Annotated in this window: 14 protein-coding genes; 11 read left to right on the top strand and 3 right to left on the bottom strand. The window is 46.1% G+C overall.

All coding sequences use genetic code 11. The features are described from left to right. Positions 1 to 5 precede the first annotated feature (5 nt). The 11 genes from U2F10_RS27815 to U2F10_RS27765 all read left to right on the top strand — a co-directional run bounded on the left by U2F10_RS27815 (position 6) and on the right by U2F10_RS27765 (position 21,742). Positions 6 to 3,509 (top strand): AAA-like domain-containing protein, encoded by a 3,504-nt coding sequence (locus tag U2F10_RS27815; protein WP_499873907.1) that lies wholly within the window; start codon positions 6 to 8, stop codon positions 3,507 to 3,509. Positions 3,510 to 4,350: 841 nt separating this feature from the next. After that, positions 4,351 to 5,700: an AAA-like domain-containing protein gene (locus tag U2F10_RS27810; RefSeq protein ID WP_499873906.1), complete on the top strand. Its 1,350-nt coding sequence runs from the start codon at positions 4,351 to 4,353 to the stop codon at positions 5,698 to 5,700. A 277-nt stretch (positions 5,701 to 5,977) separates the two neighbouring features. Beyond that, on the top strand, positions 5,978 to 8,149 hold the full coding sequence (locus tag U2F10_RS27805) for a mechanosensitive ion channel family protein (RefSeq protein ID WP_499873905.1): 2,172 nt from the start codon (positions 5,978 to 5,980) through the stop codon (positions 8,147 to 8,149). Positions 8,150 to 8,723: 574 nt separating this feature from the next. Beyond that, complete coding sequence (locus U2F10_RS27800; RefSeq protein ID WP_499873903.1) at positions 8,724 to 11,714, top strand: amino acid adenylation domain-containing protein; 2,991 nt, start codon at positions 8,724 to 8,726, stop codon at positions 11,712 to 11,714. A 65-nt stretch (positions 11,715 to 11,779) separates the two neighbouring features. Continuing rightward, the gene (locus tag U2F10_RS27795; RefSeq protein WP_499873901.1) at positions 11,780 to 15,883 is read left to right on the top strand and encodes a non-ribosomal peptide synthetase; all 4,104 of its coding nucleotides are present in this window, start codon (positions 11,780 to 11,782) and stop codon (positions 15,881 to 15,883) included. A gap of 150 nt (positions 15,884 to 16,033) precedes the next feature. Continuing rightward, a complete protein-coding gene (locus tag U2F10_RS27790; protein WP_163663673.1) occupies positions 16,034 to 16,798 on the top strand; it encodes a hypothetical protein in 765 nt (254 codons plus the stop codon). Positions 16,799 to 16,843: 45 nt separating this feature from the next. After that, a complete protein-coding gene (locus U2F10_RS27785) occupies positions 16,844 to 18,055 on the top strand; it encodes a TauD/TfdA family dioxygenase (RefSeq protein WP_499873899.1) in 1,212 nt (403 codons plus the stop codon). Positions 18,056 to 18,403: 348 nt separating this feature from the next. Further along, positions 18,404 to 19,525: a saccharopine dehydrogenase family protein gene (locus tag U2F10_RS27780; RefSeq protein WP_163663677.1), complete on the top strand. Its 1,122-nt coding sequence runs from the start codon at positions 18,404 to 18,406 to the stop codon at positions 19,523 to 19,525. Positions 19,526 to 19,591: 66 nt separating this feature from the next. Beyond that, positions 19,592 to 20,194 carry a class I SAM-dependent DNA methyltransferase gene (locus tag U2F10_RS27775; RefSeq protein ID WP_499873897.1) on the top strand — a complete coding sequence of 201 codons (603 nt, stop codon included), beginning with the start codon at positions 19,592 to 19,594 and terminating at the stop codon, positions 20,192 to 20,194. A gap of 94 nt (positions 20,195 to 20,288) precedes the next feature. Beyond that, positions 20,289 to 21,374, top strand: coding sequence for an alpha/beta hydrolase (locus U2F10_RS27770; RefSeq protein WP_250565557.1), 1,086 nt, complete (start codon positions 20,289 to 20,291; stop codon positions 21,372 to 21,374). A gap of 191 nt (positions 21,375 to 21,565) precedes the next feature. Beyond that, positions 21,566 to 21,742 carry a hypothetical protein gene (locus U2F10_RS27765; RefSeq protein ID WP_499062180.1) on the top strand — a complete coding sequence of 59 codons (177 nt, stop codon included), beginning with the start codon at positions 21,566 to 21,568 and terminating at the stop codon, positions 21,740 to 21,742. On the opposite strand, the gene U2F10_RS27760 is transcribed toward U2F10_RS27765, so the two are convergent. The 3 genes from U2F10_RS27760 to U2F10_RS27750 form a co-directional block, all read right to left on the bottom strand. Further along, the gene (locus U2F10_RS27760; protein ID WP_499873895.1) at positions 21,726 to 21,878 is read right to left on the bottom strand and encodes a hypothetical protein; all 153 of its coding nucleotides are present in this window, start codon (positions 21,876 to 21,878) and stop codon (positions 21,726 to 21,728) included. The genes U2F10_RS27765 and U2F10_RS27760 overlap by 17 nt on opposite strands. 164 nt (positions 21,879 to 22,042) lie before the next feature. Continuing rightward, positions 22,043 to 22,768: a choice-of-anchor K domain-containing protein gene (locus U2F10_RS27755; protein ID WP_499873893.1), complete on the bottom strand. Its 726-nt coding sequence runs from the start codon at positions 22,766 to 22,768 to the stop codon at positions 22,043 to 22,045. A gap of 243 nt (positions 22,769 to 23,011) precedes the next feature. Then, positions 23,012 to 23,818 carry an acetylornithine aminotransferase gene (locus U2F10_RS27750; RefSeq protein ID WP_499873891.1) on the bottom strand — a complete coding sequence of 269 codons (807 nt, stop codon included), beginning with the start codon at positions 23,816 to 23,818 and terminating at the stop codon, positions 23,012 to 23,014. Between the last annotated feature and the right edge of the window lie 21 nt (positions 23,819 to 23,839).

Below are 23,839 nucleotides of genomic sequence, written 5' to 3'. Positions count from 1 at the left end.
GAACCATGGCTAACTACTATCAAATCGGTGGCAGTCTTGATTCTGATGCCCCCACCTATATCGAACGGCAGGCGGATAAAGATCTCTACACTGCATTGTTAGCAGGCGAATTCTGTTACGTGTTTAACTCTCGCCAAATGGGCAAGTCGTCTCTAATGGTGCGCAATTGGCATCGTTTGCAGGCAGAGGGACATCGCTGTGCGGTAGTAGATGTGACCAACATTGGCAGCGACCACATTACGCCGGCGCAGTGGTACCGAGGCATGATGGGGACCCTGGCAATGCAGTTTCACCTACGCACCCGTGACATCCGCATCTGGTGGGAGGATCGCAGTCATCTGTCCTTCACACAAATTCTGAGTCAGTTTATAGAAATGCTGCTGGTTCAGTGCCCGGAGCAGCGATTGTTTCTCTTTATCGATGAAGTAGACAGTCTGCTAAATCTGCCCTTCTCCGTTGATGACTTTTTTGCGCTGATTCGCTTTTGCTATAACCGACGGACCATTGAGCCAGATTATAAACGACTGACCTTTGCCATTTTTGGGGTGGCAACTCCCACGGATTTGATTGCGGATAAACAGCGTACACCGTTCAACATTGGTCGAGCAATTGTATTAAAGGGCTTTAGTTTGGCAGAAGCCATGCCCCTTGCTCAGGGATTAAATATACAAACGCCCAATACTCAAGCGATTTTGCAGTCAGTGCTGCATTGGACTGGCGGACAGCCCTTTTTGACTCAGAAGGTGTGTCAACTTTTGGTAGCGTCTAGCCAAACTGCTTTGAAGGAGCCCTTGAGTATTCCCCCTGGGATGGAACACTTTTGGGTAGACAGTGTGGTTCGCGATCGCATTCTGACCCATTGGGAATCCCAAGATGAGCCAGAGCATCTGCGCACGATTCGCGATCGACTGCTCTACGATGACAACCTTGCAGGCCGTCTGCTCGGCCTGTATCAACAGTGGCTAGAAGGGCAAGCCATTCCCACTGACGATAGCCGGGATCAAATTGACTTACTGTTGAGCGGCCTGATGGTGCGACACGATGGCCATCTCCAAGCCAAAAATCGAATTTATGAAAATGTTTTTACCCTGGAATGGGTGCAGCGCCAGCTAACCGCTTTGCGCCCCTATTCAGAAATGTTTAATGCCTGGGTAACCTCGCAGCAAACTGACGAATCGCGACTGCTACGGGGGCAGGCACTCCATGATGCTCAAGTCTGGGCACGGGGTAAAAGTCTCAGCGATTTAGATTATCGTTTTTTATCTTCAAGCCAGGACCAGGAGCAGGCAGAAAATCAGCGAGCCCGGCAGCTAGAAAAAGCACAGGCCGCCAAGCAAACGGCTCGTCTGCAACGAATTCTCTTGGGCCTAACCTCTGGGGCATTGGTCATCGTGTCACTTTTGGGTTTGGCCACCTTTTGGCAATATCGTCGAGCCGTCGGCAGTGAACAAGCGGCCCTTTTAAGCGAACAGGATGCCCGACTCAATGAAATTCGAGCATTGATTTCATCAGCAGATGGACAGTTTGCCTCTCACCATGAATTAGAGGCCTTGATCGATGCCATTAAAGCCAAGCGTAAGCTTGAAACGCTCCAGGGGGACCATCCCGAACTAACAGCAGAGGCTGATCGCGCTCTAAACCAAATTGTTTACTGGATGAGTGAGCGTAATCGATTGTCAGGACATCAGGGGCCGGTTTTAGGGGTTGCCTACAGCCCTGATGGAGAATCGATTGCCACTACCAGTGGAGATACGACGGTCAAGCTTTGGGCCAAGGATGGTCAACTGCTGCACACCTTTGAAGATAGCAGCGTCACGTTTGGTGTTGCCTTTCATCCCCAGCGTCCTGTGCTAGCGACAACCAATCTGGACGGCCATCTAAAGCTGTGGGACTTAGATGCAAACACTCTCTTACAAACGATAGAGGCCCATGGAGGCGCAGCCTGGGATTTGGACTTTAGCTCCAAGGGAGATTTTCTGGTTTCTGGTGGAGCTGATGAGCAGGTGAAAGTTTGGGACCTAGATGGGACCCTACGTTACACCCTGGGCGGACATGAAGGAATGGTTTGGCAGGTGGCTGTGAGTCCAGTCGAGCAGACGATTGCTTCGGCGAGCCTGGATAACACGGCCAAACTTTGGTCGTCTGCGGGTCAACTCCTGAGTACTCTGCGGGGTGAGACTAAAGGCAATAGTCTTTGGAGTGTGGCCTTTAACCCTACAGAGGCCACTGTCGCAACCGGAGGCGACGAGGCCGTCATTCAATTGTGGCAGCCCAATGGAAACGCCACTAGAACCTTGAAAGGGCATACAAAACGGATTGAGCATTTGGCTTTTAGCGCCGATGGCAGAACTCTAGCCTCTGGAGGGTTGGATCAAACCCTGCGTATTTGGGGTAAAAAGGGAATTGTCTGGCGCATTGTCCAAACCCCAGGTGATATTCGCAACTTAAACTTTTCTCCCACGGATAGTCGTTCTGTTGTCATCTCTGGGACAGGCACTACGGCTGAACTCAGACAGTGGGAAACGCCTCTGCTCAAAACTATCTTTCTGGGGGATGATTTGTGGGATATTGCGATCAGTCCCAGTGGTGAAAAAATTGTCTCTGGTGATAGTTCTAGGCCTTTGGTCTGGGATACAGAACGCAACATTGTGACTGACCTGGAAGCAGAGCAAGGGACCCTGTTTGGGTTTGATTTTAGCCCAGACGGACAGATGATCGCCGCTGTCGGCACCACTGGCACTGTAAAACTATGGACCCAGAATGGGCAGTTTCTACGAGATCTAGAAGGCCACCAATTCCAGTCGTGGGATGTTGCCTTTAGCCCTGATAGTCAGCGCATTGCCGCTGGTGCAGAAGATGGCTCCATCCGAATATGGACCGTTGATGGCCAACTGATCCATCATTTGAAGGGCCAGCAGAGGCGCGTCTATCGGGTCGCCTTTAGTCGAGATGGCCAGCAATTAGTTTCATCAGGGTCTGGAGGCACCGTTCAAATTTGGAATACTACAGACGGTGAGCTGCTCCACAATCTTGAGGCCCATGGTGCAGATATTTTTGCTCTATCGGTCAGCCCTGACGGTCAATTTTTTATCACCGCCAGTGTTGATCAAACCGCTAAGCTTTGGCGCTGGGATGGCACATTGGTCAGGACCTTTGATGGCCATACGAATGGCCTATTCGGGGTGGATTTCAGTATTGATGGACAAATGATAGCCACCGCTGGCTCTGATAATACCCTTGTTCTATGGTCTATAGATGGCAACAAAATCAAAACCCTCTATGGCAATGGAGCAGGTTTCAAAAGTGTGAAGTTTAGCCCCAATGGAGAATTATTGACCGTTGCTGAAGATGGCAACATCACCCATTGGAATCTGGAGAAAGTACTAGCCTTAAATGAGCTGAGCTATGCATGCGACTGGATTGCTGACTATTTGCGGACAAACGTTGACGTGGTGGATAGCGATCGCACGCTCTGCCAAGATTTACCAGGCACTGAAAATAATGCCTGAAACTCGCTTAACGCTTGATAACTAACGTCCATTAAAAAAGAGTAACAAATTCACTACATCTAAAGTTGCCTCCTCAAGGAGGAAGCTCAGCAAATCATAGATAAAGCAGTAACAAACGCTACTGGTGGAGAAAAGTATTAGAACTGCACAATGACAATAGACAGAACATTATGCATACACAAGAGTTCTGCCTATATGTTTTGGCATAATTGTCATGAATGTAATGTAGTTAACCCGACAGAATTATTATTCCTTTAAGAAAAGGCTGCTATATAAATTTTCGCAAAAAAGACGGAAAAGTCTGAACACCTGTATAGCAGAAGAAAATTTGAGAGAATTCACTACGCCTGAAATCATGAACTGCTAGTGGTTCACCAGGATTCAAGATTGGGATAAAAGAAGAAAGCAATCAAATGATTGTCATCGCTGAAATCCTACTCATTACTCACGGCCCACATTCCCGTCTAAAACATTAAATCCCACAAAATACAACAATCCGTAGCCTTTGCCTAATAGATGACAGCAAAGATTGAGCGTGAGTTTTAAGTCAGTCCAACAATTTGCCGATCAATATCTATAGACAACATAGAAAACCTACTGTGCTTAAAAATGCATTTATCGACTACACTTACCGTATTTAAATTGTTCGATGAGATCTGTTCGACGAGATCGCTATAAAGATTTGAGAAATCAAGAATGTATCAATGTATCGAAGTATGAACATGCCTGACCCAAAAGTCGGAAAAGTCGGAAAGCTCTTTATGATTTATTTGAGACCTAATATTTTATGCGAAAATATTAGGTAGTTTCCTGTAGATTGCCTCCTGTCTTTTTACCTTCTATGAACCCTGATGCAGTTCTTCTTGCCATCGAAGAGTGCCTACTTAAACGTAAACTTACTCCAGCGGAGCGGATTGTTTTAGGGCAAACATGGAATAAGCAAACCTATGATCAAATGGCCAAGCAGTCAGGGTATGGAGATGCCCACCTTAAAGACACAGGCTATAAGCTATGGCGCGCCATATCCCAAGCATTAGGACAACGGGTCACAAAAAAGAGTTTGCTGTTTGTATTACGCGAATATCTAAAAACTGTCTCTATACCTTCAACGCCAGCTACAACGTCTACTACATCCCCAGCATTAAGTAAACAACTAGGTGCAAGCTCGATTCAACCACTATACCCATCTGGGCCGTTGCCACCGGGATCTCCACTGTATATTAAGCGTCTGCCCAGCGAAGACTTAGCCCATTCAGAGATCCAGCTTCCTGGTGGGTTTCTGCGCATTAAAGCACCCAGAAAAATGGGGAAAACGTCCCTGGTGTTTCGTCTGATACAATCCGCACACCAATACAGCTATCAGACGGTACATCTCGATTTGCAAACCGTTGATCAAGACATTTTTAGCAGCATTGACACATTCCTAAAATGGTTTTGCACCCAAACCAGTCGAGCCCTAAATCTACCACCCAAACTCGATGATTATTGGGATGCATCCATGGGACACAAGGTCAGCAGTGAACTCTATTATCAGGAGTATCTCCTAGAGAATAGAAAAACACCCATCGTACTAATTATTGGTGCGGCTGAGAGACTGATTGAGCATCCTAAAGTAGCCCAAGATTTTTTTCCACTATTGCGCTCCTGGCATGAAAAAGCTCGATGGAACTTTCTTTGGCGTAACCTGCGTATCGTTATTGTTCATTCTACAGAAATTTACGTCCCATTAAAAATTAATCAATCGCCCTTCAATATTGGTCAAGCCATTAAATTGCCCAGATTTACGGCTGATCAAGTGGCCGAATTAGTTGCTCGCTATGGCCTAGAGCAGCGTAATAATACATTGGGGAAAGCCCTATTAGATTTGGTGGGAGGACACCCATATCTGGTCAATGTTTTTCTCTACCATCTTGTTACCCAGCCTACAGCTCTTACCAGCCTACTCAAAACAGCCTCGACCCCCTCTGGGATTTATGGCACTCATCTACGTAACTATCTAGCTCTTTTGAGAGTAGAACAAAATCTAGCTACCGCGTTTAAACAAGTGATCTCTTCTGAAGATGGCGTAGAACTAGATGCCGTTACTATGTATCGCCTAGAAAGTCTTGGGCTCATAACAGTCAAAGGCTGTCAGGCTGTCTCCAGTTGTGAAGTGTATCGCACATATTTTCAACAGCAGTTGAGTTTTTAAAGGTCAAATTCTTAAGTTATTTGTGCTCTATGTTACTTATTTATAGCTGGCAACCGACTTTTCCGTCTTTACTTTCCCCATCCGCTTTGATTAGATATGTGAGCCAGTCAAAAGAGGCGATCTGGTATTTTTTTAATCGAGAAATTTTTCGATCAGAGAATTAATCTACACCAGGTTTTTAACTACTCTAAGGTGTTAAGGTCAGATTCTTTTGGGTGCTCGCAGATAGCGAGTTTTGTGCTAGCAACAGTCTAACGTTCAAGGGATTTTTGAGATAATGCGTAGAGTTATTTTGGTCAGAATTCACGCAGTAATTGCAACGGGTATTATTGCGATCTTCTCGGTTTCCGGGTTCCCCGCCTTTTCTCAAGAAGCGGACGGTGAAACAGAATCTACCGAAGAGCAATCTATTTTAGTGGAATCCACCATCGTAGGAGATGTTGATCCAGCCACAGCGATTACGGTAGAAGATCTGACAATCCCGATTGATCAGCTTGAGTTATTTCTCAAACCCTTGACCCTGGAAGAATTACAGGTCGAAGCTGCCGCCTGGTTCTTAATCCTGAAAGATAAAGTTCAAGAAATTAGTCAGACCGAAATTGCCATCAAGCGCCAAAATGAGGCCATTGCCTCTCAGGAAGAAGCGGCCCAGGCGGTGACAGAGGCAGAAGCGGCTCTGGCTGAGGCGGAAGCAGCTCTGGCCGAAGCTTCGCCTGGGACCTCCGAATATGAGAAAGCCGCCGAACAACTGGAAACCGCAAAGCAATCTCTTCAGGAAGCCAACCAGGCAGTTGAGAAAGCCGTTGAAACCGGTGACGATCTAGAGGAGAACGAAGCGCTACGGGAAACCCTGGAGGAAGCTGAGAGTGAGGAAGAGATTGCCACTGCTCGGCAAATTCTAGAAGAGGCGAGAAATGAAAGAGATGACCTCACGGCTGGATCGGCGGCCTACGATGTGGCTACGGAGAGGATTGATGCCCTAGACCAGGCTCTCATTGACCTGGAATCAGCAGAGGAAGCACTAGAAGAAGCCGTTCCGGGCTCACCCGAACATCAGGAACTAACCGGAGCAGTTGAATCGGCAAGGGCGGCAGTAATGGAGGCTGCCGAGGCCATTTCTGAGGCAGGGTTAGCACCTGAGGAAGCCGCCGAGGAAGGAGCAATACAGTCTGAAGAGGCTGAATCAGCACTAGAGAAAATTGCTGCTGATATTGAATCGGCAGAAGAGCAGGCCGATGGGGATAACGTTGAGACTGAAGCACCTTCAGTGATCGAAGTGCAAGCCGGTGGGGATATAGACGCCGCCGATGCGGCAGAAAACTCTGGAGAGCAATTGGAAGGTGTGGCCGAGGAACTTGAGGCCGTGGCCGATGCCGAGTCAGATTTAAAAAATCAACTGGTCGTGAATGTCACCGCTTTGCAAGGGGAGCAAACTGGGCTTGTCGATCGCTTCACCGTGGTTTTAGATGCCCTAGACCAAAAGGGTGGCGATACCACTTCCTATCGGAAATACATTGACGCTGTCAGTGGTATTGAACTTGACATTACTGATACTGAGGGGCTGGGCGTTCGACTGGTGAGCTGGTTGAGATCAGAAGAAGGGGGACTCCGCTGGGGGCTGAATCTTGCCAAATTTGTCGGCATTTTACTAGCCTCGGTGATCGTTTCTCGCTTACTCGCTAGAGTCATTGATCGCGTGCTTACTCGCATTGGTGGAACATCCAATCTATTTCGTGATTTTGCCGTCATGGTGGTTCAACGCGGTGTGCTGGTGACCGGTGCGCTGCTGGCACTGGCATCACTAGGGGTGAGCTTAGGTCCAATTTTGGCACTGGTTGGGGGTGCGAGTTTTGTATTAGCTTTTGCGCTCCAAAGCAATTTAGGCAATTTTGCCAGTGGGCTCATGCTGCTGGTGAATAAACCCTTTGATGTGGGTGATGAAGTGAAAGTTGCTGGATACTGGGCGTATGTAGACTCGATTTCCCTAGCCAGTACCAAGCTGAAAGCCTTTAATGGCAGTGTAGTAACTTTACCGAATAATACCGTTTGGGGCGGTGACATCATTAACTTCACCCATTCAGACATTCGGAAGCAGATGATTTACATCTATGTCAAGTTCACCCAGGATCTGGACAAGATCTACCAGATGTGGATAGAGCTTGCTGCCTCGCATCCACAAGTTTTAGAGGATCCTGCACCGGGTTGGTTTCCCTGGAATGGCCATTACGATTACCACATTTGTGTCGGCTTGTCGGCATGGACTAAAACAGATGTCTATTGGACTGTGTATATTGAATTGCTGAAAGAGTTGCAAATACGACTTGACAAGATGGGCATTGAGTTAGCAGCTCCTGTTCAAGAAATTAAGTTTGGCCAGAGTGCTGCTGACACAATGGCAACTCAACTATCATCTGCTGTAGCCAGTCAACTACCGTCCACACAACCATGAAGCTAATGGCTTGTGATGAGTGAAAAGGTTCTCCTAAGTCAATAATGGTTGGCACAATTAGTGGGATCACGGCACCTGTTTTGACCCATGAAATGAAAACCTTCCTCTGAAAAGACTACTGGAACTTCTATCGGAAATATGGGAAAGAACCTTACCCTATAGAGTTCGTTAAAAAAGCGGCCAAAGCCCTTGATAACCTTCAAGAAGTGCTTGAGGCAGAGGGGGCATTATCCGACGACCAGAACCGGTCGATTATGCTGATCATGTTTTCAAAACCCCTTATTTTGAGTCGGCCGGGTTCTTTAACGCCGATGCCAGAGATGTCTTACTTGTCGACGGCGACGAGATCATTGAGGTGCCCATGTCTCAGCGATGTCGATATTTCAAGTTCTTGCGTTATCGACCGATGGGGTCTCACTAGAAGCTGTAAATTCTCTCATAGAGTATATGCATACATTTGCCAAAACAATTCATAGTTTTGCCTGATGGGCGGATAAGAAGTCTTCAATCATGGTGAATGTGGATGCAGTCCAGAAGATTTTTTCCCTCAGTTTTTAAGTAGAGGAAGTTATATATGTTGATGGAGAAAATTTTAGAGCAATATCGTCTACTGCTGCCCTGGAACGATACTGTCATAGAGTCTCCAGATTATCCGTGTATCCATCAATTGTTTGAATCTCAGGTGGAACGAACTCCTGATGCAATAGCAGTGGTATTCGAGGAGCAATATCTCACCTATCGAGAGTTGAACAATCGTGCTAACCAACTTGCACACTATTTGCAAGGGCTGGGGGTAGGGCCAGACGTGTTAGTGGGGCTTTGTATCGAGCGCTCTTTAGACATGGTGATCGCCATGTTGGGGATCCTGAAAGCAGGGGGCGCTTATGTGCCCTTAGACCCTGTATATCCAAGTGAGCGTTTAGCCTATATGTTGGCTAACTCGCAAGCATCGGTGTTGTTGACTCAAAGCCAATTCCTGGAACGGCTGCCCGATGGTGAAGCGCAGGTTATTTGTATAGAGACCCATAGGCAAGCAATCTCAACCCAAAGCGATCGCAATCTCCCCAATTGTACGATCCCAAATAATTTGGCTTATGTCATCTACACCTCCGGTTCTACGGGAAAGCCAAAAGGTGTGATGATGGAGCATGGTGCCCTAGTCAATCTAATCTGTTGGCAGCTAGAACAGACAACCCTGTCTCAAAATGCCAAAACCCTGCAATTTTCTCCTGTTAGCTTTGATGTCTCTTTCCAGGAGATTTTCACCACTTTGTGTGGAGGTGGGACGCTAGTTTTAATTTCAGAGGAAGTGCGACGAGATCCCGTAGCCTTGTTGCATTTATTGACAGATAGAGAAATAGAAAGACTATTTCTGCCCTTTGTTGCCTTGCAGCAACTTGCTGAAGTCGCAAAGAGTTTTGAGGTGTTACCGAGGCACTTGGGAGAGATCATTACGGCGGGGGAACAGTTGCAGGTCACTGAGGCGATTGTTTCCTTTTTCGCAAAATTGCCGAATTGTACACTTCACAATCAATACGGCCCTTCAGAAACCCATGTGACAACAGCCTTTACACTGCAAGGTTTACCCCAGGATTGGTCAACCTTGCCACCCATTGGTTGTGCCATCAACAATACTGAGGTTCACCTGCTAGATGAGTCCCTACAACCTGTTCCCATGGGTGTGGCCGGGGAGCTATATGTGGGGGGAGCCTGTTTGGCGCGGGGCTATATCAATCGAGAGGACCTCACCCATGAAAGATTTATTCCGAACCCCTTCAGCCCAGAATTTTCTCCCCGTCTATACAAAACCGGCGACTTAGCCCGTTACCTAACCGATGGCAACATTCAATTTCTCGGTCGCATCGATGCTCAAGTAAAAATTCGTGGCTATCGCATTGAACTTGGAGAGCTTGAGGTGGTGTTGAGCCAATATCCAACGGTGAAACAAGCTGCAGTGGTCGCTCGGGAAGATAGTCCAGGGGGCAAACGCTTGATTGCTTATGTGGTGCCGGTTGCTGAAGGAGCAGAATCGCCAAAGTTAGAGGGTCACATTGAGACAGAGCAAGTTCAGCAATGGGAAAAAATTTGGGACGAAGCGTACGGGCAGCCTGCAGATGATTGGGAGTCAGGTTTTCACATTGGTGGTTGGTACGATACCTACACTGGAAAAGCTCTACCAGAGCCACAGGTACGGGAATGGGTTGACTTTACAGTCAAACGGATTCTATCCCTAAATCCTCAGCGAGTATTGGAAATTGGCTGCGGTACAGGGTTGCTGTTATTCCAGATTGCGCCCCATTGCCAGGATTACTGCGGTACTGACATTGCATCCGAAGGGCTTAACTATATTGAGCATCAGATTCAAGATAGCCCTTTAGAGGCATCGGTAACCCTGCATCACAGTGCAGCGGATGAACTTGAGGGCATGGCTGCCGACTCCTTTGATACGGTGGTGATTAACGGAGTTGTCCAGTTTTTCCCCAATGCATATTACCTGGTGCGCGTGGTTGAACGAGTTGTCCAGTTAGTGCAACCGGGCGGCACGATTTTTATTGGGGATGTGGAGAGCTTTCCCTTGCTGGAGGCTTTCCACACATCGGTGCAACGGACGCAAGCCTCTGCTTCCTTATCGACAGTGGCACTGCGCGATCGCATTCAAAAGCACACGGCACAAACTCAAAAACTTGCGATCGCACCAGAATTCTTTGTGGCCCTTAAAGAGCACTTGCCTCAAATTAGCCATGTGGAAATTCAACTTAAGCGGGGACATTATCAAAATGAACTAACTCGCTTCCGTTACGATGTGGTTTTGCACCTAGGCAAAAAAGTCTCTCCTCCCACCCCTTCTCCCATTTCTCTCAATTGGCAGCAGGATAATTTAACGGCAGCGACCGTTCGCCAGCAGCTGATAGAAACCTCCCCAGAGATACTCGTTGTCACCCATGTGCCTAATGCCAGAATTTGGGCAGATGTGAAGGCAATGGAACTATTAGCCAATCCCGATTGTCCTGAAACCGTAGGAGACCTGCGCCAACAGATTTCTCCAGAGGGGATTGAACCAGAAGACTGGTGGGCATGGCAGTCTGAGGTCCCTTATCAGATTAACATTAGCGGGTCTGGTGATGGGGGCGAAGCTTACTATGATGTGGTGTTCGTGCGCAACGATATCAACATCATTGCAGACAGTACAATCATTTCCCCTCCACAAAGCGGACTTCAACATTGGAGTACTTATACCAATCAGCCATATATTGGCTTCAAACCCAGTCAATTAATTCCTCAATTACGGGATTTTCTCATAGAAAAGCTACCGGATTATATGATGCCCTCGGCATTTGTCATGCTAGACACATTGCCCCTGACGCCTAGCGGAAAGGTAGATCGACGGGCCTTACCGGCCCCCGATAGATCTCGTCCGATTCTGGATGTAGAGCTAGTGGCACCGCGAACACCCACAGAAGAAATCCTCTCAGGCATTTGGACAGAAGTTTTGAACCTCAATGAGATAGGAGTATCCGATAACTTCTTTCTCTTGGGGGGGACTCTATTCAGGCAACTCAACTGATTTCACGGGTACGGGATACATTCAAAATTGAACTGTCGCTGCATCGGTTGTTTGAATCCCCAACAGTGGCGGAACTTAGTGAAGATATTTTAGGCGCAAGGTGCCAGCAACTCACTGCAATCAAACCTATTCCACGGGGGGGAGATTTACCCCTATCGTTTGCCGAGCAACGATTATGGTTTTTAGATCAACTGCAAGAAGGCAGCACAACTTATAACGAACAAGAAGCGTTACGTCTGACCGGTTCACTGCAGATAGAAGCGCTACAGAGCGCGGTGCAAGAAATCGTCTGCCGTCATGAGATATTACGCACTAATTTTCAGGCTGTGGATGGCTCGACCGTGCGGGTGATTCGCTCTGAATTAGACTTAAAGATGTCCATTGTTGATTTACAGCAATTGCCAACGGACAAACAACTCGCGCAAGTGCAACAGTTGGGTAAGCAAGAAATTCAGAAACCCTTTGATCTCGCCACCGATTCCCTACTGCGAGTGACTTTATTGCAGTTGGCGACCCATGATTATGTGCTGTTGCTCACCACGCACCACATTATTACGGATGGTTGGTCAACAGGGGTATTTTGCCATGAATTGGCAGCACTCTATGGAGCATTTGTTCAAGGGAAACCGTCACCGTTACCCCCACTGCCCATCCAATATGCAGACTTTGCTGGCTGGCAGAGACAACCTACAACTGCTGAAGTCCTAGCACCTCAACTGGATTACTGGAAACAACAGTTAGCAGGAGCGCCACCTCTCTTAGAACTGCCCACAGACTGCCCTCGTAAAACAGTGCAGACTTCCCAAGGGGGCAAAGATTTTTTTGAGTTCGGGCTCGAACTCACGGAACAACTCAAGCGTCTGAGTCAAGAAAATGGCGTGACGCTATTTATGACGCTATTGGCCGCATTTAGCACTTTACTGTATCGCTATAGTAACCAAGCCGATATTCTTGTGGGCACGCCCATTGCTAACCGCAACCGCAGCGAACTAGAAGGACTCATGGGCTTTTTTGTGAATACGCTGGTGTTGCGATCGCGCTTTGAAGCCAATCCCACTTTCGCTGAATTATTAAATCAGGTGCGGCAGACTTCTTTGGATGCTTACGCTCACCAGGATGTTCCGTTTGAGCAGTTGGTGGAGGCCTTACAACCGGAACGCAGCCTCAGCTACACACCCATATTTCAGGTGATGTTTGCCCTGCAAAATGCGCCGATGGCCACTCTGGAGTTACCGGAAGTGAGTTTCAACTGGCTGCCCCTCGAAAATGCCAGAGCCCCGTTTGACTTGTTCTTGTCCATGGAGGAGACAGAAACAGGATTGAGGGGATATTGGGAATATAATCGCGATTTATTTGAGGCAGCCACCATCCGTCGGGCCATTGGGCATTTTCAGACGTTGCTTGCAGCGCTCGTGGCTAAGCCCCAAATGGGCGTTGACGAACTGCCCTTGTTGACCGCAGCAGAACGCCATCAGGTGCTCGTCGAGTGGAATAATACCCAAGCTGAATATCCCCAAAATCAGTGCATTCATCAATTGTTTGAGGAACAGGTGAAACGCAGCCCGGATGCCGTGGCAGTCGTTTTTGAAAACGAACAACTGACTTATCAGGAGTTGAACGATCGCGCCAACCAACTCGCCCATTACTTGCAAAGCTTGGGCGTTGGGCCAGAGGTCTTGGTGGGGATTTACATCGAGCGATCCCTCGAAATGGTGGTGGGATTGTTAGGCATTCTCAAAGCGGGTGGGGCTTATGTGCCGTTAGACCCCAATTATCCATCCGAGCGCCTCGCCTATATCGTTGATAACTCCCAGGCAACGGCCCTAGTCACCACCCATCAACTAGCCGCCCAATTGCCTTGCTTACCCAAGCACCTCATCTGTTTAGATGATGATGACTGGGACGTGATCTCTACCCACCGCACAGATAATCTCCAATCCAATGTCCAACCGGATAACTTGGCCTATGTGATCTATACCTCCGGCTCTACTGGAAATCCCAAAGGCGTAGAAATCTGCCATCAATCTCTTGTTAACTTTCTCTGTTCAATGGGAGTTACCCCAGGTTTAACCGATGCTGATGTGGTCTTAGCGGTCACGACCCTCTGTTTTGATATTGCTGCCCTAGAGATTTACTTACCGCTCATCGTCGGCGCAAAAACGGTTATCGCCAGTCGAGACGTCGCTGCTGATGGCAAACAACTGGCAGTAGAATTGGAACACTCTGGTGCGACGGTGATGCAAGCCACCCCAGCAACCTGGCAGATGCTGCTGGCGGTTGGTTGGCAGGGTAAGCGATCGTTGAAAATCATCTGTGGTGGCGAAGCCTTATCGATGCAACTCGCCGCTAACCTGGGAGAAAAAGGGGCTTCTGTGTGGAACCTATACGGCCCTACGGAAGCGACCGTGTGGTCAACGGTTTGTCCAGTGAGTACCTTAGATACAATAGCGCATCACCAAGATGTCTCAGTCTCGATCGGGACTGCGATCGCAAACACTCAAACCTATATTCTCGATCGCCATCGCCAACCTGTCCCCATCGGTGTACCGGGGGAACTCCACATTGGCGGTGCAGGGTTAGCCCGAGGTTATCTCAACCGTCCCAACTTAACTGCAGCCAAGTTCATTCCCAATCCCTTTTTCAATTCAGAATTCAAAACTCAAAACTCAAAAGAAGAACGTCTTTATAAAACTGGAGACTTAGCCCGTTATCTCCCCGATGGCCACATTGAATTTATCGGACGCATCGATAACCAGGTAAAAATTCGAGGCTTTCGCATCGAACTTGGAGAAATTGAAGCCACCTTCGCCCAATACCCAAAAGTGCAGGAAGTCGTGGTTGTTGCCAGGGAAGACTCTCCAGGTGATAAGCGCCTTGTTGCCTATGTCGTTGCCGAAGAAGAAGTAACGTCGTCTGATTTGCGCAGTTTCTTGAAAAGCAAGCTACCCGACTACATGGTGCCTTCTGCTTTCGTCTTTTTAGAGAAAATCCCTCTAACGCCCAATGGCAAACGCGATCGCCAGGCCCTACCTGCACCTGATGCTGACGATATCTCCGATCGGTCTGATTTTATCCCCCCCCGCAACTCAGCAGAACTGCAACTAGCTCAAATTTGGTCGGAGGTTATCAATATCAGTGCTGTTGGCGTCACAGACAATTTCTTTGATTTGGGAGGGCATTCCCTACTAGCCGTGCGCTTAATGGCTCGTATCGAACAGCAGTTGGGCATTCATCTACCATTGACAACACTGTTTACCGAACCCACCATTGAAAGCCAAGCCACTTTGCTGAACTCTTATAACGATGTTCGATCCTCTTCTCCTTTGGTCCCCATTCAACCGTCAGGAGAGTTGCCGCCCTTATTCTGCGTGCATCCCATTGGCGGCAATGTTCTCTGCTATGCAGAATTAGCCCGTCATCTGGGTAACAATCAACCGCTCTATGGCTTGCAGTCTTCGGGGTTATCTGGTGAGTCAGACCCCTTAGCCAGAATCGAGGAAATGGCGGTAACCTATATCAAAGCCTTGCAGGAAATTCAGCCCAATGGCCCATATTATTTGGGAGGGTGGTCCATGGGAGGTGTCATTGCAATGGAAATGGCACAGCAATTGCAAAATGCTGGGCAAATAGTGGCGCTCGTCGCTTTAATCGATAGCTATGCCCCTAGTACCATGACCGACCTAGACTCCACGGATGAAGTCTCTTTAGCCAATTCTCTAGTAGCGGATTTAAGCGGTTTACTGGAAACCGAACTGTCCCTGGCACAGTTTAATCTGATGCAACTCCAGCCTCAAGAAAAATTACAGCACATCTTCTCCGTAGCCAAACGTCTGCATCTTTTACCGCCGGGGATTGGTATGGAGCAAATGGAGCAGTTGTTTCATGTTTTCAAAGCCAACCGAGTTGCCCTAGGGAACCATCAACCCCAGCCTTATTCGGGGCGGGTTGTCTTGTTTTGTGCGAGTTCCTCGGCAGAGCAAGGCCGAGGTTGGCGTTCAATTATCACCGGTCAGTTTGAAACTAACACGATTGAGGGCGACCATTACGAGATCATGAGATCGCCCCATATCCAGGTTCTCGCTAAAGAACTGACTGCTTATCTGCATCAATGCCACCACGGCGTTGATAAATCCTTAGAGTTAACTAAAAATAAGAATTTATGGAGATAATACAGTAATGAAATATGTGATTTGTAGTTATATTGAGATGAAGACATACACGAATAAACTTAATTCCAGTTAGATAGATTCTCCTCTTATGAATTATTATCGCTTAGGTTTCAATCTTGTACTGTAGTACTGAGAATCTCTAATGCAACTATGACACTAGAAACGAAGATATCAAATCCAAAAGCATCTTTTAACGAGTATTATCATCTTTACTCACCTCAACCCTACGTTCAGGCACTATTAAAGGAAACTCAATACACGCTTCCTTTTGATGCAATGCAAATTGTAAGCAGTCACCTTAAACAGTTAGATTACTTTGAGAATTTGAATGTTTTATTTCTTGGTAGCGGCCATGGCACAGAAGTTGCCGCTTTAAAGTATGGCTATAGCTATGAAAAAATTCTGCAGCATTGGTTGGCTAGTGATCCTAAAAAGCATATCTTTTCAGAGGGCAACTCTAACTTGACCATCACAATGGTAGATATTAATGAGGCTCCTTTGCGTTTTGCCTATGATGTGGGGCTATGTCAACATTTCCACATATGCGATCTAACAAATCCATGGCCAGAGAAACTATCCACTGTTGTTAAAAATGACACTGATTTACTAGTTTGTGTAGGGGCTACAACCTATATAGGACTCGATAACTTTAAGCACCTTATCAAACTGATAGGAGAAAGTAATGTAAAGCATTTTTATTTTTCTTTAGCTAGTTTTATTTGTGACTCCTTTTTAGAAATCTTTGATGACTCTCATCTACATTTGCGGAAGCTTGGTCATGTTCGTCAGCGTAATTATAAAAATGACGAAGAACGGCTAAAAATCATATCAAATCTCAAGCTTCAAAATAGATACTCCAATGATGATGAGGATGGTTTAACCGCTTCGATATATATTGCGAGTCAGATTGCCTAACGTTATTTCTGGGTTCATACACTAGATAACTGAACATCCTGCGATATGAAATTAGCAAACCTTTGTTCAAAGCATCCTTGGAATCTTATTTTGCATCAACAAGATTTGGGGAAATCTGATATTTTCGAGACCCTTAAACAGCTCCATATTTCAGGTGAGATACAACCAGGGGATAAAATATCCTCTTATGACAAGGTTTCGCTTAATATTTTAGAGCAATTAGCTAAATTATTTCCTGGAGAGTATCGGTTGAGTGAACAAAGCCTATTGAACCAGAATGTTTGTCAGCAAGTACTTAGAGTATCACCTCCAGTTACTAGCAGTACATTTGCAGAGCTCCCAATGTCAAAGGATCAACTAGATAAAGAATTAAGTGAGCATGGATATGCCCTATTTAGAGCAGATCAACCTTTTGATGAGAAGAAAATTACCGAATTAATTGGTGGGAAAGACAAGCTTATTAGCTATAAGCATGGTCTTAACGCACGAAATCAGGTTCCTCACTCAATTTTTTCCTATGTTACTCCCTGGTCACATAAGGAAGAAATACTGCCGCATAATGAACTAAGTCACCATACGGAATTTCCGAAATATGTTTGCTTTATGTGCAAACAACCTGCTCAGCATGGAGGAGAAACAACAATATATGATTGTGAACAAGCTTTCAAAAACCTGTCATCTACTTGCCAGCAAGAAATAAGAGGGAGGAATGTCGTCTTTGTAAGAAAACATGTCGAACAAAGAGATCATGAAGAGTATGACTCTAGTTGGCAAGATATTTCAGCTAGAAGTAGTCAAGATGCGATCGCTCATTGGGAAAATTTAGGCTACACCTGTCTTTTATATCAAGAAGATTACAACGGAACACCAATCGACGTTTTAGAAACTCAACTCGAACGTCCATTTGTCTATCATTATCAAGGCAGAACTTGTTTAAATGCGTCTGTGGTAGGTGCAGCGGCTTACTGGTATCGTCAGGTAATGGGCGATAAGAAGCCACAGCTGTCACTGCAATGGAATGATAGCAAACCTTTGCCTGAAGAACTGCTCCATGAAATGGAAGATGCTGTTAAACTGGCACGAATTTTCTATTTTGATAGATGGAGAGAGAACGATTTATTGATTTTAGACAATCTTAGAGTTGCCCATGGACGTCTTCCTTTTCTAGGTGATCGCTTAGTGGGAATTTTAATGGGGACAAAAGCAAGATTCAAATTTCAAGTAAATGAGTGGATTGTTGAAGAAACCTATAACTAGAGTTTGCTGTTGAAGCCTAGCCTTCATACTCAGCAAGGGTCTCATTTAGGCGGCGAGTTTTCAAGAGATCTGCTGATTCACTAATCTCGATTTTGAGGACACCGGCCATGATGGATTCCCAAGATACTCTAATGACCCCCTTATTTATAGCCCATTCTATGGGAATTAAAATAAGCCGAGTGTTTTATGTCATATCCCTCTTTTACCACTCCGGCTAGATAAAAATTAAGCTGAGAGTAATCCTGATTATTCTCAAATATATGTCTACCTCCAGAAATGCCCATCCACCATTAGATTTGTAGCAAATTCTTCTCTGATTTCTATAGGAAACGCCTGAATAAGAACGCTATGCATCATGTCACTATCTTAGGATCTGGAAAAATCGGATCCGCGATCGCTAAGCTCCTACATCGAAGCGATGATTACAACGTGTTGGTTGGCGATATTGATAGTCAATCCTTAGATCATTTATCTGCGCTAGTGCCAGTTAACACATCTGTTATTGATGTCACTGATGAAGCTGCGATCGCGGAAAAGTTAGAGAATCAAGATTGTGTTGTTTCTGCTTGTCCCTATTGGGTCAATCCAGGAATTTCCCGTGCCGCAGCAAAAGCTGGGGTCAGCTATTTCGACCTAACCGAAGATATCGCAACCACCAATGCCATTCGGACTGTTGCTGAGATGAGTTCTGATGGCTTGGTCTTTGTGCCCCAATGTGGTCTAGCTCCAGGATTTATTAGTATCCTTGCCCATCATCTGTGCAGCTACTTTGAGAGGCTTGACGAGGTCAAAATGCGGGTTGGTGCTCTGCCGCAATATCCCTCCAATAAGATGAAGTACAACCTTACCTGGTCTACAAAGGGGCTCATTAACGAATACTGTAACCCTTGTGATGCTATTCGCAACGGTCATAAAATCGAAGCGATTCCCTTGGAAGAGGTGGAGTATTTCTCCCTAGATGGCATCAATTACGAAGCGTTTAATACGTCTGGTGGGCTAGGAACTCTGTGCGAGACTCTCGATGGCAAGGTGCGTACTCTTAATTACAAAACTGTACGCTATCAGGGCCATCGAGATCTCATGGCCTTTTTAATCAACGAATTACGTTTAAGCGATCAACGTGACCTACTTAAAGAAATTTTTGAACGTGCCATTCCCACGACTCAGCAAGATGTAGTAGTTAGCTTCTGCACCATTAGTGGCTGGCGTAACGGTCGTTTCGAACAAATCAGCGATGCCCGCAAGATCTACCCGCTGAATTTATATGGAGAAACCCTGAGTTCTATCCAGATCTCAACAGCTGCCTCTCTTTGTGCAGTCGTGGATATGTATCTCAATGGCAAAATTCTCCAAAGTGGTTTCGTAAAACAAGAGCAAATCAATCTAGATGATTTTCTCGCAAACCGTTTTGGTCGTTACTACATCGAGACCAGCAAGATGTCCCAAGATCCCATGCTTTACATTGATTAGAAAACTAGAAAAGGCACAAATAATATCAAGTTAACAACTTTCAGATAGTGAATATTGATGAGGGAAATGCCTGAAACACTACCCAATGAGTGGTTGAAATGGATTTGCTCTAGCCAGAATCCAAATGAGCTACGTAGGAACTACGATCAGTGGGCCGCTACCTATGAAATCGATGTTAGTAGTGTATGGAAACCAGTTCCATTAGCCGCTGCTCTCATGCTTTCAGAGCAGATAAGCAACAAACGAGGCGTGATCTTGGATGTTGGGGTTGGTACAGGTCTGGTGGGTATGGCCTTGGCAGAATTGGGATTCGACAATTTGATAGGTATTGATATCTCGCCTGGGATGTTAGAACAAGCCGATGAAAAAAGGATATATCGTTCCTTGATTTGCTGCGCCATCGGTGATGAACGATTCGGGGATCTAGAGCGGGTAAATGGCATTATTGCCACAGGTGTCTTTGCTGAAACTCATGCTGGTTCAGCGGAACTCAGGGTATTGCAAGAAAGGATTGAGCCTGAAGGTATCTTGGTTTTCACTGCACGTCGGAGCTTTCTGTCTAAACTCCAGGGCGTCCTTGATCAGCCAGGTTGGACGCTGATTGATACTAAAGTGATGCCGATTTATGACGATCCGGTGCATGTTCTCGCCTATAGAATTTACGCTTAATTTAAGGTGGAATGTGAGAGATTGCCTAGGCCAATACTCGATGTCTATGCACACAGCACGACTAGAGCGTAAAACAAAATCATCTTTGTGAACAATGAGTTCAGAATTGCAAAAACTCGAATGCATTAATCAGGAACTGGAAAAGCTCGGTGATATTGACCGTCATCAGTTATTGGAAATGAACGTGCTTCGAGAGAGCCAAGAGTTGGTTCATCGAGTCGGGGCAACCCATGGGGTTGGTCAACAATTACCATTCACAAAGCTATACTTACCAATGGCTTTCACAGGTATCTTAGAACCCAAGAAGTCAGTCAATGAAACCCATCGCGCCATCCAAATTCTGTTACCAGGCACAGGCACCACGTTCTCTGTAGCTGAGACACTCTGTGATGTTGCAGGAACCTTTCATGGGCGCAAAAGCAAGAACCGTGGAGGGGGGCGCAAAAGTAACCAAAGTTTGCTAACTCAATTACTGCCCGGGGATGAAACGTTCCGTGTGGCCTCTTTTCCCACTGATCTACCACTGAATGGCATGGGGTCGGATGCCCCATTTGAATTTGCTAGTAAGCAGGGACTGATGACGGTAATGCGTCATGTGCATCTTGTATTGTCAAGACTTTATCCCGATCGACCAGTTTTTATGGCTGGACGTAGCCAAGGCGGTATAGCGGCTATTTTGTATGCTCAGCATTATGAGGATCTAGCTGGGGCAATTGCGATCAATCCGCCCCATCCCGATCCTGAACTATTTCGATTCACTGTTCAATACTTAGAGGATAAGGCCAATGTTTTGGCTGATCTCCTCCATGCTCCAGGGGTGACCCTACATGATCGGAGTTGGAAAGCATACAAGACTTTTACGCCTTCTTTTGACTATCCATCTATGCGATCGCTATCGCCAATCTTGACGCTGGTTAGCTTGGGCGATCCGTTTAACTTGTTTCCCCAGTACGCTCATGCACTGAAAGCATTTTCCGACAATGACGAAAAAAACCAGTTGCACATCCTTGATGCAGGACATAATCTTTGGGATAGAAAATCAACCGATATGTATCGAGAGGTCATTAATTTGCAAGCCCAATTCATGGTAGATCAAATGAGTGAAGTGGGGAAAAATCAGGCTCTTCCGGTCCGGCCTAGATATGGGAAAGAGTTCCTGAGCGCGAGAAATATGGAGTAGTGAATTTTAGTAAAGGATAGAGAAAAAGTCGGGGTCTTCTCTTTGTACCATCTTCTTTCTGACTGAGCGGTTGCACTCATGTCTGTACACAGCAGGCAATGATTGCCACAAGGATGGGGGAGTTTCGTGTTTTCAAAAAAAGTCTGCGCAACCACAAACGTATCATCTCTTGAGTAAAACCGGAGAAGATTATGCTGAGATCTTGCACCTGGCAAGGCAGCATTAACCCGCATTGGACTCAAAGTCGCAAGGCTAACTGGCTCAAAACCGCTCAAGCGGTTAAAGAATCCCTAAAAGCTCTATATTTAGAGCTGCCCAGCCAACCTTGTCCCTTGAGTGGACAGCCCTCAATTAGCGTTGGGTTTTGAACCCAACGTGGGTTTCAGCTTCACTTTGAACCGCTGAACCTGGCAATGGATCACGACTCGTGGGGTCGAAATCCCAGAGCCGATAACCCCCAGTGTCCGGCACCCAGTCCAAGACATAACGATTAATATTCAACATGTATTCTTCCTAAATTTTCTCAATCAGGTTGATTGAGTCTGAAGCTTTGGGTAGCGTAGATACCAAAGTGTGAAAAAGGTAATCTAGCATTAGAAAGACTAAAACATCTTTTTAGAGTGAAATAGTCTTGGGTAGATGCACACTAGCAACAGCCGCGAAGAGCCCTATTTTATCTCGACAAATTGTCCTAGCAACTGGACAGCATTTGCTTGATTTTCCAAAGTAACAAACTGCCCCCCTACTTGATTATTTTGAGAAAAGCCTGCAAGGCATAAAGCGTATTGCTTCCCATCAACGATTACAGTTTCTTGAGATCGACTATTATTGATAGAAACCGTATCAGGGCAAGGTGGGCCAAACCCAGGTGTTTGAGGACAGGTTCCATTGACACCATCATTCGGTGTTTCATTATGGTCAAACTGGAAATTGAAACTCACTTCAACTCCATTAATGGTTACCGTTAACTGCAAAGTAGCAGAACGGATGCTGTAACCATAAACAGGATAGTTGTGATGAACAAAGGTTCCTAAAACAAAATAAGAACCATCCAGAGAAACTGATGCTGAACTAATGCCTTCAAAGTAATAGGAACTTTGCTGGCTTGTATAATTTCCCTGTCCCCAACAAATCTGGTTCGTCCCAACACCAGTTAAAGACGTTGAGCCAGGAACCGCTTCAACGATATTTGACCAAACCCCAACAGTACTTACAAACAAGGCGAGAGATGATATCTGTTGAGTGATATTTCCAAATTGACCAGGAATGATATTTCCAGATTGACCAGGAATGATATTTCCAGATTGACCAGGAATAACGTAACCCGTTTGGCCAGGAATAACGTAACCTGTTTGCCCTGAGCTCCCAGAATCTGGTGGGCAACAACAAACCACAAAAATTGGTGGTACTTGGGGAGGCTTACTTGATCCGGGAGGCGGCTGGACAGGTGGGTCTATGGTAGGTTTGGTCGGGGGACATACGGTTCCTCCACCCCCACAAGGCCCACAAGGCTTAGGACATTTGGGGCGGCAACGAGGACTTCTTCTACGACAACCCATAGGAATAATTTTCTCCTCAACGAATAACAAAGGTGTTCAACTATATTTCTCAGATGTCAGAGTTGGAAAATTCTAGATTCAAATATCTTGAAACTGTCCAACTTGACCTCCCAATTTGACCAGGTTTTGTTGCTCTGATCGCTCAGGGAAGAAATCTGAATCACAGATGACACTTTGAGCAATGGCACGACCCAGGCGCGCGGCCTTGACATTATTCTTTGTGTCCATATCTGCCTCTAGGCTAATAGAGGCAAAAAATCGCGCATCACAAAAAATCCCACAGTCAACAGTCGTTTCATAGTCAACTTCAGCGACTTCAATATGAGAATGCAGTTCACATTCATAACATGAGCTTTTTTGTTCATTGCCGATGCGTCCTGCTTTAACCAAGGCCGTTTCAATGCTGATTGAGCTATGGTTACTACAAAAGACGAGCGAAGGCGATGATGATGATGATGGAGATAGGTGGCAATTTTCTATCTCAAGATCTGAAAAACCTGTGACATTAACAGAAGCTAAATCTAACCCTTTAACAATCACAGAAGAAGCATAGCTTATCGCCAGCCCGAAGTCAGCATCTTCCCGTATGGGCATGATTTTCACGACACCAGGATTAGTAGGAGAGCCAATAATTTCTACCTGTCGTGCATCATGACCATAGATTTGAATCGCATCATAGGTCCCTGGTTCAACCACAATGATGAGATCAAAGTTTTGGCTAAAGTCATAATTTCTATTGGCCCAAACAACAGCATAATCAATGGTTGCAAACGGGTTAGTGTCGGTCCCTTGCCCCGTTTCGTCAGAGCCAGTAGGGGCGACGTATAGTTTTAAGCTCGCAGTTAAGATCTGCTTACTCTCAGAAATAAGCATTGTTTTAGACATGATGGCAATAAAAAAATACAG

The organism is Leptothoe sp. EHU-05/26/07-4, assembly GCF_043421015.1.
GTDB lineage: Bacteria > Cyanobacteriota > Cyanobacteriia > Phormidesmidales > Phormidesmidaceae > Leptothoe > Leptothoe turfae.
The sequence above is the reverse complement of the archived record's forward strand: the minus strand, read 5'-3'. Positions and strand labels throughout refer to the sequence as shown.

What these genes read in the sequence shown, in the direction of transcription:
- U2F10_RS27785 (WP_499873899.1), top strand. Translation starts at nt 16,844, where the DNA reads ATGAAATTAGCAAACCTTTGTTCAAAGCATCCTTGGAATCTTATTTTG.
- U2F10_RS27775 (WP_499873897.1), top strand. Translation starts at nt 19,592, where the DNA reads ATGCCTGAAACACTACCCAATGAGTGGTTGAAATGGATTTGCTCTAGC.
- U2F10_RS27810 (WP_499873906.1), top strand. Translation starts at nt 4,351, where the DNA reads ATGAACCCTGATGCAGTTCTTCTTGCCATCGAAGAGTGCCTACTTAAA.
- U2F10_RS27760 (WP_499873895.1), bottom strand. Translation starts at nt 21,878, where the DNA reads ATGTTGAATATTAATCGTTATGTCTTGGACTGGGTGCCGGACACTGGG.
- U2F10_RS27770 (WP_250565557.1), top strand. Translation starts at nt 20,289, where the DNA reads ATGAGTTCAGAATTGCAAAAACTCGAATGCATTAATCAGGAACTGGAA.
- U2F10_RS27765 (WP_499062180.1), top strand. Translation starts at nt 21,566, where the DNA reads ATGCTGAGATCTTGCACCTGGCAAGGCAGCATTAACCCGCATTGGACT.
- U2F10_RS27780 (WP_163663677.1), top strand. Translation starts at nt 18,404, where the DNA reads ATGCATCATGTCACTATCTTAGGATCTGGAAAAATCGGATCCGCGATC.
- U2F10_RS27815 (WP_499873907.1), top strand. Translation starts at nt 6, where the DNA reads ATGGCTAACTACTATCAAATCGGTGGCAGTCTTGATTCTGATGCCCCC.
- U2F10_RS27750 (WP_499873891.1), bottom strand. Translation starts at nt 23,818, where the DNA reads ATGTCTAAAACAATGCTTATTTCTGAGAGTAAGCAGATCTTAACTGCG.
- U2F10_RS27805 (WP_499873905.1), top strand. Translation starts at nt 5,978, where the DNA reads ATGCGTAGAGTTATTTTGGTCAGAATTCACGCAGTAATTGCAACGGGT.
- U2F10_RS27800 (WP_499873903.1), top strand. Translation starts at nt 8,724, where the DNA reads ATGTTGATGGAGAAAATTTTAGAGCAATATCGTCTACTGCTGCCCTGG.
- U2F10_RS27790 (WP_163663673.1), top strand. Translation starts at nt 16,034, where the DNA reads ATGACACTAGAAACGAAGATATCAAATCCAAAAGCATCTTTTAACGAG.